The organism is Prosthecobacter sp., from assembly GCF_044222565.1.
In the GTDB taxonomy this organism is placed as follows: Bacteria; Verrucomicrobiota; Verrucomicrobiia; order Verrucomicrobiales; family Verrucomicrobiaceae; genus Prosthecobacter.
Genome location: NZ_JBGANA010000019.1, coordinates 25,871 through 42,894, shown reverse-complemented (window position 1 = coordinate 42,894; position 17,024 = coordinate 25,871). Strand labels below are relative to the sequence as shown.

The following is a 17,024-nucleotide window of genomic DNA, read 5'->3' as shown; positions in this document are numbered from 1 at the left end:
GCATCAGCCGCTAAAGGTGGAAGGAAGGGCTGGATCAGGAATTTGCGTATGTTGCCAAAAAAGCGGCAGCCGGGGCAAGCAAAAAAAAGCCCCCCTATCTCCGGTTTGAAAGAACCGCCTAAGGCCAGTTCCAGCGCTCCAAATGCCTCCGCCCGTGGAAATCACCGAACAATGGCACGAAGACCAGTTTTGCGGAAATCAACGCAATCCGTCGCAGGCAGGATCGGGGGGCGTGATCCTCCCCCTCCTGAGCACTTGTGCGATTTTCTTCGTTGTAGCTGCGGGGCCTGTCAGCATCATGGACCTGTGAAGCGGACAATTCTTATCATCGGCCTCGTGGCTGCAGCGAGCGGCTGGTTTGCGGGCCTGCATTACGGTGCCTCGTCAAAGCATGCTGGTGAAAGCGGCCGCAAGATCCTTTTCTACCAGAGTCCCATGCACCCCTGGGTGAAGTCCGAGCAGCCGGGGCAATGTACCGTCTGCGGCATGGCCTTGGTGCCGGTGTATGAAGGAGGGGCAGGTTTTGACAATGCGGTCTCGGACATTGTCATGCTGCCGCCCGGAAGTCCGAATGTGGTCGGTGTGCGGACGGCGGAGGCGAAAGTGCTGCCGCTGACCCGGACGCTGCGCATTTCGGGGATGATCGGCGAGGATGAATCGAGGCACGGAATCATCAGCGCTCCGGTGGAGGGGCGCATCGACGGCCTTTCGATGAATCACGAAGGCCAGCAGGTGACGCGTCGGCAGCCACTGGCCACCATCTTCAGCCGCACGCTGCTCAAGGCGGCAGACGCGTACAAAGCCATGCTGCCGCAGGGCGAGCAGGCGGCAGAACCGATCAAGCGCACCCTGGAGCAATACGGCCTCGTGTGGGAGCAGATCAAAACCATCCCTCAGCGCCAGCCGGGCGACATTTACTTTGGTGTGCTTTCCCCGCTCTCCGGAGTCATCGTGAAAAGTTATGTACACGAGGGGCAGCAGGTGAAGGAGGGGGAGCGGCTGTTTGAGATTGCTGATTTCACGCGCATGTGGTTCACAGCCATGGTGGCAGAGCAGGATCTGCCGTTTCTCAAAGTGGGGCAGATCACCAAGCTCAATGCCACTTCGCTGCCGGGCGAAACGATGACGGCACGCATCTCCTTCATCAGTCCCAATATGGATGGCATGAGCCGCTCCGCCATGGTTCGGGTGGTTCTTGAGAATCCGGAGCGAAGAATCAAGAACAACTCCTTTGCCCAGGGGGTGGTGGAAATAGAAGCTCCTGAAGTGTTGGCTGTTCCGCGCAGCGCAGTGCTCTGGCCAGGCAATGAGCCGCGGGTGTATGTCGTGAAGGAGGCCGGTTCCTACCAGCAACGCCGGGTGAAGCTGGGACGCATTGGGGACAGTCACTATGAGGTGCTCGATGGACTGAAGGCTGGTGAACAGGTCGTGGTCAGTGGTGGAATGCTCATCGACAGCCAGGCGCAGCTGGATGCCATGGCACGCCCTGCCGAGGCGGAAATGCAATCCATGCCTCAAGCTGGAAATCATGCCGCGTGGATGGATTATATGAAAGCGGCGGCTGTGGTCAGCGCTGCGCTTGCGGCTGATGATCTGCCTGCGGTCACTGCGGCTCTGGGCAATGTGCCGCCCGCACCGGAGGGGCTCATCAAATCAGCCGCGCCTGCCAGTGGGAATGACCTCAAGGCTTTGCGCAAAGTTTTCCTGCCGTGGAGCCAGGAGATTGCTGCGCAAGCGCTCCAAATGAAATCGCTGATGCCAGAGCTGCGCGTGTTTCGCTGCGCCATGACCGGCAAGCTTTGGGATGGCGCACCTGCAAGTGCGGCGTGGATTCAGCTCGGCGGCGAGCCGCGCAATCCCTACTGGGGAGCTGAGATGCTGGAGTGCGGAATGGAAGTGAAGCCATGATTGATGCTCTGATAACCTGGTCGGTGCGAAATCGCTTCGTGGTGGTCTGCGCCACGCTTTGCGTCATCGCCTTTGGCATCAAGGCGCTGCGCGAGACCGCGGTGGATGCCATTCCAGACCTCAGCGAGCGGCAGGTCATCGTGTTTGCGGACTGGATGGGGCGCAGCCCGCAGGAGGTGGAGGATCAGGTCACGCATCCTTTGTCCGTGAATCTTCAGGGGATTGCGGGTGTGAAGACCGTGCGTGCTACCAGCATGTTTGGGTTCTCGCTCGTGACGGTCATCTTTGAGGATGCGGTGGAGTCTTTCGTGGCACGTCAGCGCATTTCCGAGCGCCTTGATCTGCTGGAACTGCCAGCCGGGGTGAAGGCCAAGCTGGGACCTGATGCCACGGGGCTGGGCTGGGTGTATCAATATTACCTCGACGTAGATCCTGCGGCCGGGCACACCTATGATCTGGGTGAGCTGCGCTCCTTGCAGGACTACCACATTCGCTATCAACTCAACAGTGTGGCGGGAGTGGCTGAGGTGGGCAGCGTGGGCGGCTTTGTGCGGCAGTATCAGATCGAGGTGGATTCGCAGGAAATGCGCGCTGCCGGAGTGTCGCTGAACATGGTCATGATGGCCGTTGGTCGCTCCAACCTGAACGTGGGTGGCAAGACCATCGAGGAAAACGGCATGGAGTTCGTCGTGCGCGGCATCGGTTTGATCAAGAGCGCGGAGGATCTCGAGAAGATCGTGCTCATGGAAAAGGGCGGCACGCCGGTCTATCTCAAGGATGTGGCCCGCATCGAAATCGGGGGCGACTTCCGCCGCGGCACCCTCGACTCAAACGGGCACGAGATTGTCGGCGGCATGGTCGTCATGCACAACGGTGCCAACGCGCGCGAGGTCATCGGCCGGGTGAAGGCCAAGATCGCTCAGATAGCTCCCAGCCTGCCGCCGGGTGTCAGCATCAAGGCCTTTTATGACCGCAGCGAATTGATCGACCGCACCATCGACACTCTAAGAACAGCACTGACGGAGGAGATCATTCTCGTCATCCTCGCGCACATCATCTTCCTGTTTCATTTTCGCAGCATCCTGATCGTCACTCTGCCACTGCCGATCAGTCTTTTGATTTCATTCATCCTCATGAAGGAGTGCGGGTTCAGCTCGAATCTCATGAGTCTCTCCGGTATCGCCATTGCGATTGGTGTGCTGGTGGATGCGGCCATCGTCATCACTGAAAATGTCATCCGCAAATGCGAGCAGGCTGGAGGGCACAGCACCGAAGTCATTCTGGGAGCCGCGAAGCAGGTCGGCCGCCCGATTGTCTTTGCCATGGGCATCATCATTCTAGCCTTTGTGCCTGTGTTTGCGCTCAGCGGGCAGGAGGGGAAACTTTTTCATCCACTGGCATACGCGAAGACGTGCGCGCTGCTCGGTGCCACGCTTCTTGCTGTGACGCTGGTGCCTGTGCTGTGCACGCTGCTGGTGCGCGGGCCGTTTCACGCGGAGGATCGCAACGTGGTCATGCGCTTTCTTCTGCGGCTCTACGATCCCGCGTTGAATTATGCGCTGCATCATCGCAAAGCGGTGCTCGGGATTGCAGCGGTAATCTTGGCGGCTGCGCTGGCCTTGGTGCCGCGCATGGGGAGCGAGTTCATGCCGCCGCTGAATGAGGGCAGCCTCATGCTCATGCCCAGCTTTGTGCCCGCCACTTCGCTGAGTGAAGTGAAGCGCGCCATGGCGTGGCAGGACCAGGTATTGGCGGGCTTTCCTGAAGTGCGCAGCGCCGTGGGCAAACTGGGAAGGGCCGACACCGCCACGGATCCCGCGCCCACGGAAATGATCGAAACGACGATCATGCTCAAGCCTGAGAACGAGTGGCGCGCAGGCATGACGAAGGACAAACTTGTGGCTGAAATGATGCAGGCGCTGCGGAATGTGCCTGGCAGTGTACCAGGGTTTCTGCAGCCCATCGAAGGCCGCGTGCTCATGATCTCCACGGGCATTCGTTCGCAGCTTGGGGTGAAAATCTTTGGCAACGATCTCGGGATACTGCAGCAGGCAGCGCAGGAGGTGCAGCGCATCGTCCAGATGGTGCCAGGAGCCACAGGAGTCACGCCCAGCCGGATCATCGGCAAACCTTATCTCAATATTGAGGTCGATCGAGAGGCCACCGCACGCATGGGAATGAATGCGCAGGATGTGCTGGAAGTCGTCGAGGCCGGACTCGGTGGTGCCACGGTGACCACCGTGATCGAAGGCCGCCAGCGCGTGCCGGTGCAGGTGCGGCTCCAACGCAGCGAGCGCGAGGACATCACGCGGCTCAGGGACGTGCTCGTCACGGCGCCGAATGGCAGAGTCATCCCGCTGGGCCAGCTTGCCAGTATCAATCGCATGGAAGGGCCGAATGAAATCGCCAGCGAGAACGGCCGGCTGCGTTCTTTTGTGCAGGCCAATGTGAGCGGGCGTGATCTGGCCGGTTTTGTGGAGGAAGTAAAGGCGCGACTGCAGAGCGAGATCGCACCGCGTCTCGCCGCGCAAGGCATGACGCTGGACTACAGCGGAGAATACGAGCAGCAGCTGCATGCGGCGCGCACGCTGAAGGTCATCGTGCCGGCGGTGCTGCTCATCATCTTCCTGCTGCTGTATCAGCTGTATGGCGCTGTGCGTGACGCCGCTCATGTGCTGCTGGCGGTGCCCTTCGCGCTCAGTGGCGGTGTGTTTCTCCAGTATGCCCTCGGGCAGAATTTCAGCGTGGCGGTGTGGGTGGGCTACATTGCACTGCTGGGCACGGCGGTGCAGACGGCGGTGGTGATGGTGGTATATCTCGAGGAAGCTGTCGTCCGTGCAAAGCCAAAGTCGCGCGCCGAGCTTATTGCCGCGGTCAAAGAGGGCGCACGGCTGCGGCTGCGCCCGAAGATTATGACAGTGGCCACCATCATCGCCAGCCTGCTGCCAATCATGTGGAGCCATCGCGCTGGCAGTGAGGTGATGCAGCCGCTCGCCACGCCGATCATTGGCGGCATGGTGAGCAGCCTGATTCACATTCTGATCGTCACTCCTGTGATCTATCTCTGGCTTAAAGACAGCACGCCAAACGAAGCAGGCACGTGAAAATCGGGCCTCTCGGTCTGCGGATTGACCCAGGGCATCCAGCCGGAATGCACGGTGCCATCGGCACGGTGATGGAACTCGGCCCGGTAGAGGCCGGTGATGATTTCGGATGAGCCGGATTTGAAAACGTTCAAGGCGCGCAGTGTGTCGAGTGGCAGGCTGCCGGTGACGGTGTAGCGGCCGCCTTCGATTTTGGCGTCGATCTGCAGGCCATCGCACTGCCAGTCCCAGTTCATATCGCGGTAAAATCTCGCCTCGTAGGCCAGCACATCTCCCCGTGGTGACATCTCGAGGCAGTAGTAAGGTTTGAGGCCAAGATCGGGGGCGAAGAAGATTTCCACGCGGTCGGAGCCGAGGACGCGGTCTTTTGGAGTGGGGCCGTCGGGGAGGACGATGTCCTCATCCACGCAGTGAAAGCGGAAGTGAAGATGCGTCTCATCCCAGAGCGCGCGGAACTCGGTGAGCGGGGCGTGGCGCTGTTCCCATGGAAGGGTGAAGTCGGTGAGCACTTCCGCGGCAGACCAGTCGAGGGAGGGGGAGGATGTAAAGCGGATGTTGTAATGTTTCATAGCTGCTGCGGAAGATTGCGCGCCATGTCTTGCAGCCGTGCCCATTGCTCGCCACTCGGCTTGAGGATGATGAGATCAATGGGTTGCACGTAGCCCGCGACATCCAGCACAAAGTTTTTCGGCATGGCATCGCTGATGACGATTTCCCGGCTGGCATGAATCCATGCTCCTTCATAGGCCTTCAGCCAGCCTTGCTGCCACATATAGGCGTCGATTTCCGGCAGGGTGGGTTCGGGACGCTCCGGCCTGACCCGATACCATGGCTGGCTGGTGACGATACGCGCCGCAGGCTCATTGGGGTAGCGCAGCCAGCCTTCGACGAGCCAGTCGTCATCGAAAAATTCGTTCGACCATGCGAGGCGTTGAAGATACTCCGGCAGGCCTCCTTCCGCGCCGAATTCGCCCGGCTGGGTGATCTTGATCACACGGCCCGATGAGGAATCAAAGAAGGCATCGTGCTCTGCACCGTTGCGGTGTTCGAGAGCGGCGGTTGCGAGGATGAAGACTGAGCTTTCGAGTTCTGGGAAAACTCCAAGGCCGTCAGGGAAGGATTCCGTCGTGTCGGCTTCGGCCCGTGAGCGCGCACTCCCGCCAGGGCCTGATCCAGCGGCACGGCTGCGGAGGCGGCCAAGCGCTCGGCCAGGGTCCCGATCTTGATGTTCGGAGGCGTGCTGCTCATGGAGCGGAATTTGCCCTGAAGCACGGCTTTGCGCAATGGATTTGATGAAGACAGGAACCGGGGCGGCATGTGGCGGGACGGCAGTCTGCTGCACAAGCTCCGGGGCCGCCGCCGGGGCTGGGGAGGAAGAGAAAAACGAGAGCCAGCGGCGAATCCAAGACACGGCGCTGAAAATGGGCCTGCTGCCAAACAACGCAAGTGTGCGTGCCACTGCGGAAAGAAATGCTGTCCAAAGCCGTCCTGCTGAAGACTTGTTTCTTACCATGAGCACACCGCCGACCTCACCTGAATTCAAACGCCGATCCTTTCTTCGCGCCGCCTTTTCTGGAGCGCTCGTCACGCCGGGGGTGATGAATGCCGCGGAGGTGGAGAAGGTTATTGCCGGGAAGTTTCATGAACCGGCGCAGGATCTGCCACTGGGGGAGGATGCGGATGTGATCGTGTGCGGTGCGGGGCCGGCGGGCATCGCGGCGGCGATCACGGCGGCCCGTGCCGGGGCGAAGGTGCGGGTGTTTGAATGGCGTGGCTGTCTTGGTGGCGTCTGGACTGCGGGGCTGTTGGGCTATCTGCTGGATTTTGACAAGCCGGGATTCAATCAGGAACTTCTCAAGCGATTGGACGAGCGCGAGATGCGGCGTGGCACCAGCAAGGGTAGCGTGGTCTATGAGCCGGAGGGGATGAAGCTGCTGCTGGAGGAAATGTTCGTGGAGGCGGGCATCAAGTTCCAACTCCACACGCGCGTCTGCGCGGCCTATCGCGAAGGAAAGCGGCTGACGACGATTGTGACGGAGTCAAAATCCGGGCGGCAGGCGTGGAAGGCGCCGGTGTTCATCGACACGACGGGCGATGGCGATCTCGGTGCGCTGGCAGGATGCTCTTTCGAATACGGAGAGGCGGATTCATGCCCCTGCCAGCCCATGTCGCTGAATGCGCTGCTGGTGTGCAAAGATGCGAAGGCGCTTGAGGCGTTCATCCACAAATCAGATCCCTCCAAGGCGGACGGTCTCTCCAAGGAGGCCTTTCTGGCGGAGATCAAACGCACGGATCATTTCCCCTCGTATGCCAGGCCGACGCTGTGGCAGGTGCGGGACAATCTGCTGCTGGTGATGATGAATCACCAGTACGGCGTTCCTTGCTTTGATGCCGCGAAGATCACCGAGGCGACGGTGATGGCGCGCGCTGAAATGAACAAGATCGTGAATGGTTTGCGCAAGCTCGGCGGCCCGTGGGAGGGGCTGCAAATCGCCGCGACGGCGGAGCAGATCGGCGTTCGCGACGGACGGCGCATTGCGGGACGCTACAAGGTGAGCAAGGAAGATGTGGTCGCTGGTGCCCGCTCTGACGATGCGGTAGTGCGGTCGACCTTCAGCGTGGACATTCATGCACTGAGCGCGGACATGAACAAGAAGTCCGCCTACACCAATGCGGGCTTTAAAGTGAAGCCGTATGACATTCCGCTGCGTGCCCTGATCGCGAAAGATGTCGATGGCCTGATGATGGCCGGCCGCAACATCAGCGGCGATTTCATCGCGCATGCGAGCTACCGCGTGACGGGCAACTCCGTGGCAATGGGCGAGGCAGCCGGAGTGACTGCGGCGCTGGCTGCCACTTCCAAGCGTCTGCCGCATGATGTGCCATGGAACGAGGCCTTGGCGAAGCTCAAGGCGTTGGGACAGCGGGCATAGTTATTTGCCGGTCCGCTTGCGCTTGGCCTCCTGCTTGAGGAAGAGAGGCTCCAAGGTGTCACGAATCCAGGCGAAGGCGGCTTCCAGGCCTTCGCGCTGATAGACCACTCCGATGTCCGCTTCCACGGCGGTGGGATTGCCAGTACAGGAGAGGAACTGATTGCAGGTGAAGCGCGTCTTCATTTCGGCATCCACTTTGCCGTGCTGCTTCAGGATAAAACTGCGGACGTAGAGCTCCAGCACGGCATCGCCAATCCAGGCGTTTTCGCGCAGGCGCTGGGTGAGATCGAGATCAGGAGTGGATGCCATGAGCGTGGCATCCAGAGCGAGCATTGAACCAAGTTCAACCGGTGATCATCTGGCCGTGGCCGACTTCGCTGCGCCTGACAGCCCTCTGAAATAGGCGCTTACCCAAGTATGCTGCAGCCGGTTTGCCTTCACGGAGACGGTGTTCTTCTCCTTGTCATAGGTCACTGTGATCTTGGCGGCTTCCGGCGCTTTTGGCGTATCGTCGTCGCCGAGGACGGTGCTGATATCCTTGAGGATGGTTTCGACACTGGCCTGTGTCTGTGGCAGGGCGTAGGATTTTTCGACCAATGGTGGATCATCGGAAGGGCGGACGAACCAGCGGTTTTTATCGAGCACCAGCATCAGGCCGTTTGCACGGCAAAGGGTTTCCAGCAGCTCAAAGGGGCTGCTGCGGATGCTGAAGGTGACCAGCCTTTGGTTGATGGGATTGTCATCAGGCAGAGCGAAGAAATTGATCTTGGCATCGGTGGCGAGAAAACGCAGCACATCGCCGAGCACCGCCTTGGCGAAGTCATACTGCTGTGGCGGCACCTTGCGGAGCTCGGCTGCTTTTTGTTCGGCAGCGTTCTCGCCTGCGATGGCAGACGCCTCTACAGCCACTAAGGATGACGTTGTCGTAGATGCGGGAAGATTGATCTCCGTTTCGTGGGGGCCTGAGGTGGTGAGCTTTCCAGTGTGCAGATCAACGACAGCAGATGAAGCCGATGAGGTGCTGCTGTGTTTTTTGCCCGTGCCCATGAGGATGGTGAACGGACCGTGGATGGTGAGCTGACGAGACTTGCGGTCCAAGACGAGTTCCTGTGCTTGGATGGACATGCCTGCCACCTTGCACCTGGCGTCTCCCACGGCGGTTTGTGTTTCGGCCCTGGCGTCAGTAGTAATTTTCTCCGCTGTGATGGAGAGTTCATCTGACTTGTCCGGGACTGGCGATCTGGATGCGGGCTTTTGGGCGGATGTATTGAGGTAGTTCAGATCAAGCAATCGCGACCTGGCGGCTTCCTCCGCACTCCCGAAATAGACGCCGCCGAAAGGAGCATGCGTCTTTGCGTCGTAAAACGAGATGTGTGGGAGCCCCTCCGCGGGAAGCCGGTGGCGCAGGATCACGCTTCCACGGCCACGCTTCACGGGAATATTCTGCATGGCATTGAAGGGTGGGGATTTGCCGTCGGTGGTGGAGGTAAAGTACAAGCCTGCCACTGCCTCATCGGTGCTGGCGAGTTCGTAATCAAAGCCCACGGTGAGCATGTCCTCCGAACGTGAGGTGGAAGTGATGACTATGGAGTCGCCAGGACGAAAAGCAGATTTCCCGACGTTGAATTCACTGCCATTCAGGGCATTGACTGGAAGCCCTCCTTTCTCGGGCTGGATCACATGTGGGGTGATGATGTAGAGCAGTGGAAGCCTGCCCTGGGGCTTGCCGTTTTCCCATCCGGCGATCACGCAGGAATTCCCGTCCTCTATTTCATGGCTGCCGCGGTATACCCGGCTGCGCGCGGTGGGATAGTCGCCCTTGAACTCGGAAACTACTGCACCGGTGGCGGGATCAATGAGGTCAGAGTCCGTAATGTCGATGTCCAGCCTGACCTGTGTGCCATGCAGGGCAGGGGTGAACTTGCAAACCAGGCCAATCGGCAGGTATCCGCCTTTGAAAGGGGTGTTGACAATGCTTTTCACCACGAGCTCGTTTTTGTCTTTGGTGACCATGCGCGGGTAGGAGGTGGTCGTGGCATTTTCGTCTTTGAGCATCTCACGCAGTTGCACCGCCAGCTTGTCCGAGGACAGCTCTTCAAAGATGAAGGAGAGCGTTTCTTCGGCCGGAAGTTTGCCGCCAAAATTCCAGTCAGTGGGTTTCTTGAACTCAATGATTCTCATTTCGATGGCGATCAGCGGAGCCTTTTCTGCGGGTGTTGCCTGCTGAGCCCGAGTGGCGCCAAAGAAAGTCATGAGCGCGATGCAAACGGACATCACTGCCTGCATGGCCGGGTGCTGCTTTCGATGAGCGGCGATGGATTGAATGCGGGAACGCAAGGCGAAGCCGCGCTGAAAGATGCCTACGAAGCCGAGACTGAAGCCGCGCGGACAAAAGGCGGTTTCGACTTTAAGGAGGGCATGGCCGTAGGCGATACGGCGGTCGTTCGGAGCATCGTGCAGCACCTGGGAATCACACGCGGCTTCGCGGTCGGCGCGAATTTTGAAGAAGGCGATCCAGAGCAGAGGATTGAACCAATGCAGCGCCATCAGCACGCACATGAGGGCATTGAGAGGGAGATCGCCGCGCTTGAGATGCATCAGCTCATGCCTCAGGACGAGCCGCGCCTCCTCGGGGGTGAATTCGCGGTCAAACTCCGCAGGCAGCAGCAGTGTGGGACGCAGCAAACCGGTGACAGCGGGACTGCTGATGCTGGATGCGATCAGCACGCGCGGCACATGGCGCAGCCGCATGTCGCGGGCGATCTGCGAAAGCGTGGCGAGAAGTTCTTCACTGGCGGGATGGCGGCTCTTCTTGAACCTGCGCAGGGTGAGAATGAAAGAGACGCCCCCAAAGGTGAGCATGACCGAGGAGACGCAGATCCACGCAAACTGAAAAATGCGCTGCCAGTTGATGGGATCAGGCTGTGGCGCAGGGCTCACGAAATCTACCGGGGCGGACTGCACCACCGGCAGCGGGCCTGGCATGGGGTTGATATGCTCCGGCTGAGGCGAAGCCTGGAAAACGTGCTCAATGCTCCAGCGGCTCTGCGGCAGCACAGGCATGAGGAGAACGACGAGCACCGGCAGCCAGAGCGCGTAACGCATTCGGGCACCCAGATGGCGATGCAGTGCCGCCTGAATGAGCAGGATTGTGAGGGTGAGAAGTGACGCACGCAGGCCGGCGGCCAGCAGCCAGTCAAAGAAGTGGGCAAAGGTATTCATGCGATTCAGGAGTTGAGGTTCTGGTCGAGGAGTTTTTTGAGTTCCTTCACCTCTTCAGCAGTGAGCTTGCTGTTTTGAGCGAAGTGGACGAGCAGCGGCTTGGCGGCACCGCCGAAGATGCGCTGCATGAAGGACTCGCTCTCTGCCCGCACGCAGGCCTCGCGCTTCACGGCGGGAAGGAAGGTGCGGGTGCCGCTGGTGTTCTCAGCGGTCTTGAGTGCTCCCTTTTCGACCAGGCGGGTGAGCAGGGTACGGACGGTGTTTTCCGCCCAGTTCATGGTAGGGCGCAGGGCCTTGGTCACTTCGGAGGCGGTCTTCGGGGAGGACTCCCACAGGGCCTCCATGACGGCCCATTCAGAGTCGGAGATGTCGGGTGCGGCTGGCATATTTAATGGAATAAAAGTATTTCACTACATTTGTGGTGATAAAGCAACTACAAATGTAGTGATCCTGGTTTGCCGTGTCCTTTGATGTGTCGCTTTAGAACGGGCTCAACACATAGCCGTCGTCTTCAAACGAAAGCTTGAGGCCGGAAAGCTCCGCGATGTAGCGAAGCGTCTCATGGATGGAGATGCTGTGGAGCCAGAGACTGATGGGAGGGCCGGATGTGTCAGGCTTCACGGTTATGGAAGTTTCGCGGTGGTCGGGATTGAGCTCACGCGATTTGATGCGGACGAATTGGAGGGCTTCATCGAGAGTTGCGCCCGAAAATTCCACCGTCTGTAAAACCGGCGAGGCGGCGGGTGCGCTCGGCACGGACGCATCCGTCTCAAAGTCAGTGATCATGACCGCGGCCGTGTCGTAGCGAAGCCTTGCGTTGGAGATTTCAGCGCAATAACGCAGGGCTTCGCTCATGGGAATGTCACTCAAATCCAGCGAAACCATCGGGCGTTTGATGCCTTCCCGAAGATGCAGGACAAAATTGAAGGGAATGTCGATGATGTGCTCTTCGCCAATATCAAGGCAGCCTCGGCTCATTCGGAGGTACTCCACAGCTTCTTCAAGGCTGGCGTCTTGAAAACTGACGTTCGGCCGAATCACTTTTTCCAAACGCTGCTGGAGGGATGACGCCTTTCGGCCATCAGAGGTGCGCATGTCTTCCGGCTCGCGGATGGCCACCGCATGCCGCTCCACCGTGTATTTTAAATTAACCAGACTGGTGATGTGCCGCAATGCCTCGGCCAGGGGAACGTCACGGAGTGGCACATCGGGGGAGGCGGGAAGCTCCCTCTCACCTCCGGCGATGATGACGATGTTGCCCCCCTTGATCCCGGATTCGGTGGTTGAGGCGTCGTATTCTCGACTCTTGACCCGCAGGTATTCGACGACTGCTTCAAGAGAGAGGCCTGCTGTGGGATATTCTGGCAAGATGATCGTGTTCAGCTTCTCAGCGAGCGATGCGTGTTCCGGTTCGGCCTGCGAGGTGGGCTTTCCATGCCAGAACCACCAAGCAGGCAGTGCAATGCCTGCAACCAACAAGACCCCGGCGGCGAACCTATTCATAGGAACAGACTATCGCCGTTCCTGTAGCCAGGGGAAGCCCATTCCGGCGCGAATCCTGCTGCCTCAGCGGTTGACACCCTCCCCCCCCGGCGGTAATCCTGACTCCCCTCAAAATCCAAACTACCTCTAACTAACATGGTCAAAATCGGCATCAATGGTTTCGGGCGCATCGGCCGCCTCGTATTTCGCGCAATCTGTGACCAGGGCCTCCTGGGCAAGGAAATCGACGTCGTCGCCGTGAACGACCTCGTGCCTGCTGACAATCTGGCCTACCTCGTCAAGTACGACTCCACTCAGGGCAAGGCCCGTGAGAACGTCTCCTCCAAGAAGTCCAGCCCTGACGCTGCTGCAGACGACATCCTCGTGGTCGATGGCCATGAGATTAAGTGCCTCGCCGTGCGCGCAGGTCCTTCGGCGCTCCCTTGGAAAGAGCTTGGCGTGGACATCGTCATCGAGTCCACCGGTTTGTTCACCGAGCGCAGCAAGGCCCAGGGCCACATCGACGCCGGCGCCAAGAAGGTCATCATCTCCGCTCCTGGCAAGGATGAAGACATCACCGTCGTCATGGGTGTCAACCATGAGAAGTATGACGCCGCCAATCACCACGTCGTTTCCAATGCAAGCTGCACCACGAACTGCCTGGCGCCGATCGTGCACGTGCTGCTGAAGGAAGGATTTGGCGTGGCCGAAGGCCTCATGACCACCATCCACTCCTACACCGCTACGCAGAAGACGGTGGACGGCCCGAGCGCCAAGGATTGGAAAGGTGGCCGCAGCGCCGCCATCAACATCATCCCTTCCGGCACCGGTGCCGCCAAGGCCGTGGGTCTCGCGATCCCGGAAGTGAAGGGCAAGCTGACCGGCATGTCCTTCCGCGTGCCGACGCCGACGGTTTCCGTGGTCGATCTCACCGTGAAGACGGAGAAGGAAACCAGCTACAAGGAAATCTCCGCCGCCATGAAGAAGGCCAGCGAAACTTACCTCAAGGGCATCCTGAACTGGACCGCCGACGAAGTGGTGAGCACCGACTTCATGCACGACCAGCACAGCTCCATCTTTGACGCCGGTTCCGGCATCGAGCTGAACAGCAAGTTCTTCAAGCTGGTGAGCTGGTACGACAACGAGTGGGGTTACTCCAACCGAGTCGTCGATCTCGTGAAATACATTGTGAGCAAAGGCCTGTAATCCCTAACGAACACAGACAACCTTTAAAGCCTTCGACGGGCCGGCTCACCTGAGCCGGCCCGTTTTGCGTTTCTGCTCATCACCCTATTCCCATGCCTCTCTTTTTCAGTCTCCAACCATGTCCCTCTTTTCTCAAATCCGTCTCCTGCCCAGACCCTTCTGGGTTCTCGTAGGCGCGACTTTCGTCAACCGGTTCGGCGTCTTCGTCGTGCCGTTCCTGGCACTCTTTATCACGCGGAATGGCAACACGGCCACGCAGGCCGGGTTCGCGGTGGCCGCGTATTCTGTGGGCGGTTTTGTCGCTGCCTGGATGGGCGGCTGGATGGCCGACCGCCTCGGCCGGAACGTCACCATGGCCGTGTCGTCGCTTGCCGGTGCGGTCTGCATGATGGCCATGTCTCAGGCGGTGGACTGGCGGGCACTGGCGGCTCTGGCCTTCCTTACCGGAGCGATCACTGAAGCGGGGCAACCTGCCAGTGCTGCGCTCGTACAAGACATCGTGCCGCCCGAGCACCGCATCATCGCCTATTCGGTGCAGCGTTTCGCCGTCAACCTGGCATGGTCGCTGGGGCCGGCGACGGCGGGGTTTCTCATTGATGGTTCCGAAGGCTCATTCTTCTGGCTGTTTGCAGTCGATGCAGCCACGTCCGTCGTGTTTGGCATCATTGCCTGGCGTTTCCTCCCCAGAGGGCGGCGTACGGCACGCGAGCACGCGGGCTGGGGGCGTGCGTGGATGTCTATCCGAGACAATCATGCATTCCTGGCTTTGTTTGGCGCTTGCATCTGCACTGCGTGGATCTTCCGGCAGACGAACACCACTTTTCCCCTGCATTTTGAGCGGAGTGCTCTGCCGCTGCACCTCTGCGGGCTCGTGCTCGCTTTGAATGGCGTGATGATCTGCTTGTTTGAAGTGCCGCTGGCGAATGGTTTGCGCACATGGCCGGTCAAACGAGTGCTCGCGCTGGGTTATGTTCTGATGGGGGCCAGTTTCCTTGTCTTTCTTGCCAGCGGCTCTCTCGGGGCATTTGTGTTGATGATGATTGTGTTCACCTTCGGGGAGATGTCCGCGTTTTCACGGCAGCAGGCCTACTCGGCGAGTCTTTCGCCCGAAGACATGCGCGGCCGTTACGTAGGCTTCCAAAATTTGGCGTGGTGTACGGGAAATACGGCCAGCTCCGCACTCGGCATGATGCTCTATGATCACCACTCCACGGTGCTTTGGGTGCTGAATGCCACGCTCGGCATCGCAGCAGCGCTGCTCATTCTCTACACCCGTAAAACTTCGTCTCATGAATCCTGAAAAACCACCCGCCAATGCAGTGCTGAGCGCTGTGGTCGCCTTTGGCTTCTGGGGCGTGCTGCCGGTGTATTGGAAGCAGCTCGGCCACCTCGGCAGCGATGTAGCCCTGGCGCAGCGTGTTGTGTGGACCATGGCCGTCGTGCTGCCTGTGCTGATGCTGAGCGGCGAGTGGGTGGGATTTCTGCGCTCGGTGCGGGACATGCGTCTGTTCAAGGCGCACGCGTGGTCCGCGTTCCTGCTGGCCATCAACTGGGGCGTCTTCGTCTGGGCGGCCCAGCACGGGCGCATTCTCGATTGCAGCCTCGGCTATTTCATCAATCCTCTGCTCAATGTCCTCATCGGCAATCGCATGCTGGGCGAGAAATTGTCGCGCCTGCAGAAACTCAGCATCGCCTCGGCCGCCTGCGGGGTGGTGACCCAGCTGGTGCTGGTGGGCAGGTTCCCGTGGATCGGCCTGCTGCTGGCAGGGAGCTTTGCGCTCTATGGCCTGGCACGGCGTCGATCGCCGTTGGGATCACTTCCCGGCCTTGCCATGGAGACCGTCGTCGGCGTTCCTGTGGCGGCGGCCTATCTGCTTTGGGCGCAGCACAGTGGCGCGCACATCTGGGGCACCGCTTCGTCGCACGACGTGCTGCTCATCACCGGCCTCGGCATCATCACCACGATTCCCCTGCTGGGCTTCGCGCATGCGGCACGGCAGCTTCCATTCGCGCTGCTCGGCGTGCTGCAGTTCCTCGCTCCCACCGGCCAGTTCCTGGTGGGAGCTCTGATGTACCATGAGCCGATCGGCACCGGGGCTCTGGTGTCGTTTGGCCTGATCTGGCTCGGGGTGCTGCTGTTTTGCAGCGACCTGTCGATGAGAAAACCCGGCAAGGCCTGAGCAACTCAAGGCCGTGCGGCAATCGACAGTTCGATGATCTTCGCGCAAAGATCCGGGAACTCGATTCCCACCGCCTTCGCGGCCTTGGGAAGCAGGCTGCTGCTCGTCATGCCGGGAATGGTGTTCACCTCGAGCACGAAGGGGGCCTGATCGCTGTCGCGCAGCATCACGTCCACACGGCCATAGACCTCCGTGCCGCAGGAAATAAAGGCTGCCTTGGCGGCCTCCTGCACAGCCTTGGTCACTTCGGGGCTGAGCGCTGCGGGGCAGTTGTAGTTCGTTTTGCCGGTGCCTCCCATCCAGGGGTACTTGTTGTTGATGTCGTAAAAGCCTTCCACAGGCTCGATGTGAATGATGGGCAGCACCTGGTCGCCGAGCACACCAACGGTCAGCTCTTTGCCGGCCACGTAGTCTTCGATGAGCGTGTCATTTCCGAATTTTTTCGCGTCTTCAATGGCGGCTTCAAACTCAGCCTGCGTGTGGCAGATGTGCACGCCGACGCTGGAGCCTTCCCGCGGCGGCTTCACCACCAGCGGAAGGGAAATCTTCAGGGCCTCGCTGCCATCCAGCGGATAGGTCTGGGAGCGCGGAGTCGGAACGCCGGCGGAAATGAAGCGCTCTTTGCTCAGCAGTTTGTCAAAGGCGATGCGGCTGCTCTCCACTCCGGCGCCCGTGTACGGAATGCCGCGCCGCTCCAGAATCGCCTGGATCTGACCGTCCTCGCCAAAGGTGCCGTGAATCAGGTTCATGGCGACGAACACATCTCCGGGCACTTCGAAGTCCGGGCCGGTGACGTCCACTTCGATGACTTCCGCGCCTTTGCTGCGCAGCGCCTCGGCCACGCTTTCGGCGGTTTTGAGCGAAACTTTGCGTTCGGAGCCGGGGCCGCCCATCAGGAGGGCGATTTTCTTGTTCGTCAGATCGATCATAATGCGCAGATATGGAATGCGGAGGCCGGATTGGCAAAAGGAATCCTGGCAATGTCCGTG

The 17,024-nt window shown here is 59.8% G+C and carries 13 protein-coding genes; 6 read left to right on the top strand and 7 right to left on the bottom strand.

The window, feature by feature from the left end:
* The first annotated feature begins 306 nt into the window (after nt 1-306).
* The gene (locus ACILSR_RS23690; protein WP_395752285.1) at nt 307-1,908 is read left to right on the top strand and encodes an efflux RND transporter periplasmic adaptor subunit; all 1,602 of its coding nucleotides are present in this window, start codon (nt 307-309) and stop codon (nt 1,906-1,908) included.
* Nucleotides 1,905-5,012 (top strand): efflux RND transporter permease subunit, encoded by a 3,108-nt coding sequence (locus ACILSR_RS23685; protein WP_395752284.1) that lies wholly within the window; start codon nt 1,905-1,907, stop codon nt 5,010-5,012. Before ACILSR_RS23690 ends, ACILSR_RS23685 begins: the two co-directional genes overlap by 4 nt.
* Here the strand turns inward: ACILSR_RS23685 and ACILSR_RS23680 are convergent.
* Nucleotides 4,967-5,581, bottom strand: a complete 615-nt coding sequence (locus tag ACILSR_RS23680) for a carbohydrate-binding family 9-like protein (RefSeq protein ID WP_395752283.1) — start codon at nt 5,579-5,581, stop codon at nt 4,967-4,969. The two genes, ACILSR_RS23685 and ACILSR_RS23680, sit on opposite strands and share 46 nt — an antisense overlap.
* A complete protein-coding gene (locus ACILSR_RS23675) occupies nt 5,578-6,423 on the bottom strand; it encodes a hypothetical protein (protein ID WP_395752282.1) in 846 nt (281 codons plus the stop codon). Before ACILSR_RS23675 ends, ACILSR_RS23680 begins: the two co-directional genes overlap by 4 nt.
* Before the next feature lie 100 nt (nt 6,424-6,523).
* On the opposite strand from ACILSR_RS23675, the gene ACILSR_RS23670 reads away from it, so the two are divergent.
* The gene (locus ACILSR_RS23670; RefSeq protein ID WP_395752281.1) at nt 6,524-7,945 is read left to right on the top strand and encodes an FAD-dependent oxidoreductase; all 1,422 of its coding nucleotides are present in this window, start codon (nt 6,524-6,526) and stop codon (nt 7,943-7,945) included.
* Here the strand turns inward: ACILSR_RS23670 and ACILSR_RS23665 are convergent, their stop codons facing one another.
* The 4 genes from ACILSR_RS23665 to ACILSR_RS23650 all read right to left on the bottom strand — a co-directional run bounded on the left by ACILSR_RS23665 (nt 7,946) and on the right by ACILSR_RS23650 (nt 12,670).
* Nucleotides 7,946-8,254, bottom strand: a complete 309-nt coding sequence (locus ACILSR_RS23665; protein ID WP_395752280.1) for a ribonuclease III domain-containing protein — start codon at nt 8,252-8,254, stop codon at nt 7,946-7,948.
* Nucleotides 8,255-8,299: 45 nt separating this feature from the next.
* Nucleotides 8,300-11,167 (bottom strand): M56 family metallopeptidase, encoded by a 2,868-nt coding sequence (locus ACILSR_RS23660; protein WP_395752279.1) that lies wholly within the window; start codon nt 11,165-11,167, stop codon nt 8,300-8,302.
* A gap of 5 nt (nt 11,168-11,172) precedes the next feature.
* Complete coding sequence (locus tag ACILSR_RS23655) at nt 11,173-11,553, bottom strand: BlaI/MecI/CopY family transcriptional regulator (RefSeq protein WP_395752278.1); 381 nt, start codon at nt 11,551-11,553, stop codon at nt 11,173-11,175.
* A 94-nt stretch (nt 11,554-11,647) separates the two neighbouring features.
* Entirely contained in the window at nt 11,648-12,670 is a 1,023-nt protein-coding gene (locus ACILSR_RS23650; protein ID WP_395752277.1) for a hypothetical protein, read from the bottom strand.
* A 135-nt stretch (nt 12,671-12,805) separates the two neighbouring features.
* Between ACILSR_RS23650 and gap the strand changes: the two genes are divergently transcribed.
* The 3 genes from gap (at nt 12,806) to rarD (ending at nt 16,035) form a co-directional block, all read left to right on the top strand.
* Nucleotides 12,806-13,855, top strand: coding sequence for a type I glyceraldehyde-3-phosphate dehydrogenase (gene gap / locus ACILSR_RS23645; RefSeq protein WP_395752276.1), 1,050 nt, complete (start codon nt 12,806-12,808; stop codon nt 13,853-13,855).
* 118 nt (nt 13,856-13,973) lie between these two features.
* The gene (locus tag ACILSR_RS23640; RefSeq protein WP_395752275.1) at nt 13,974-15,155 is read left to right on the top strand and encodes an MDR family MFS transporter; all 1,182 of its coding nucleotides are present in this window, start codon (nt 13,974-13,976) and stop codon (nt 15,153-15,155) included.
* Nucleotides 15,145-16,035: an EamA family transporter RarD gene (gene rarD / locus ACILSR_RS23635; RefSeq protein ID WP_395752274.1), complete on the top strand. Its 891-nt coding sequence runs from the start codon at nt 15,145-15,147 to the stop codon at nt 16,033-16,035. The genes ACILSR_RS23640 and rarD overlap by 11 nt, the downstream gene beginning before the upstream one ends.
* A 5-nt stretch (nt 16,036-16,040) precedes the next feature.
* Here the strand turns inward: rarD and ACILSR_RS23630 are convergent, their stop codons facing one another.
* Entirely contained in the window at nt 16,041-16,964 is a 924-nt protein-coding gene (locus ACILSR_RS23630; protein WP_395752273.1) for a D-alanine--D-alanine ligase, read from the bottom strand.
* Nucleotides 16,965-17,024 lie beyond the last annotated feature (60 nt).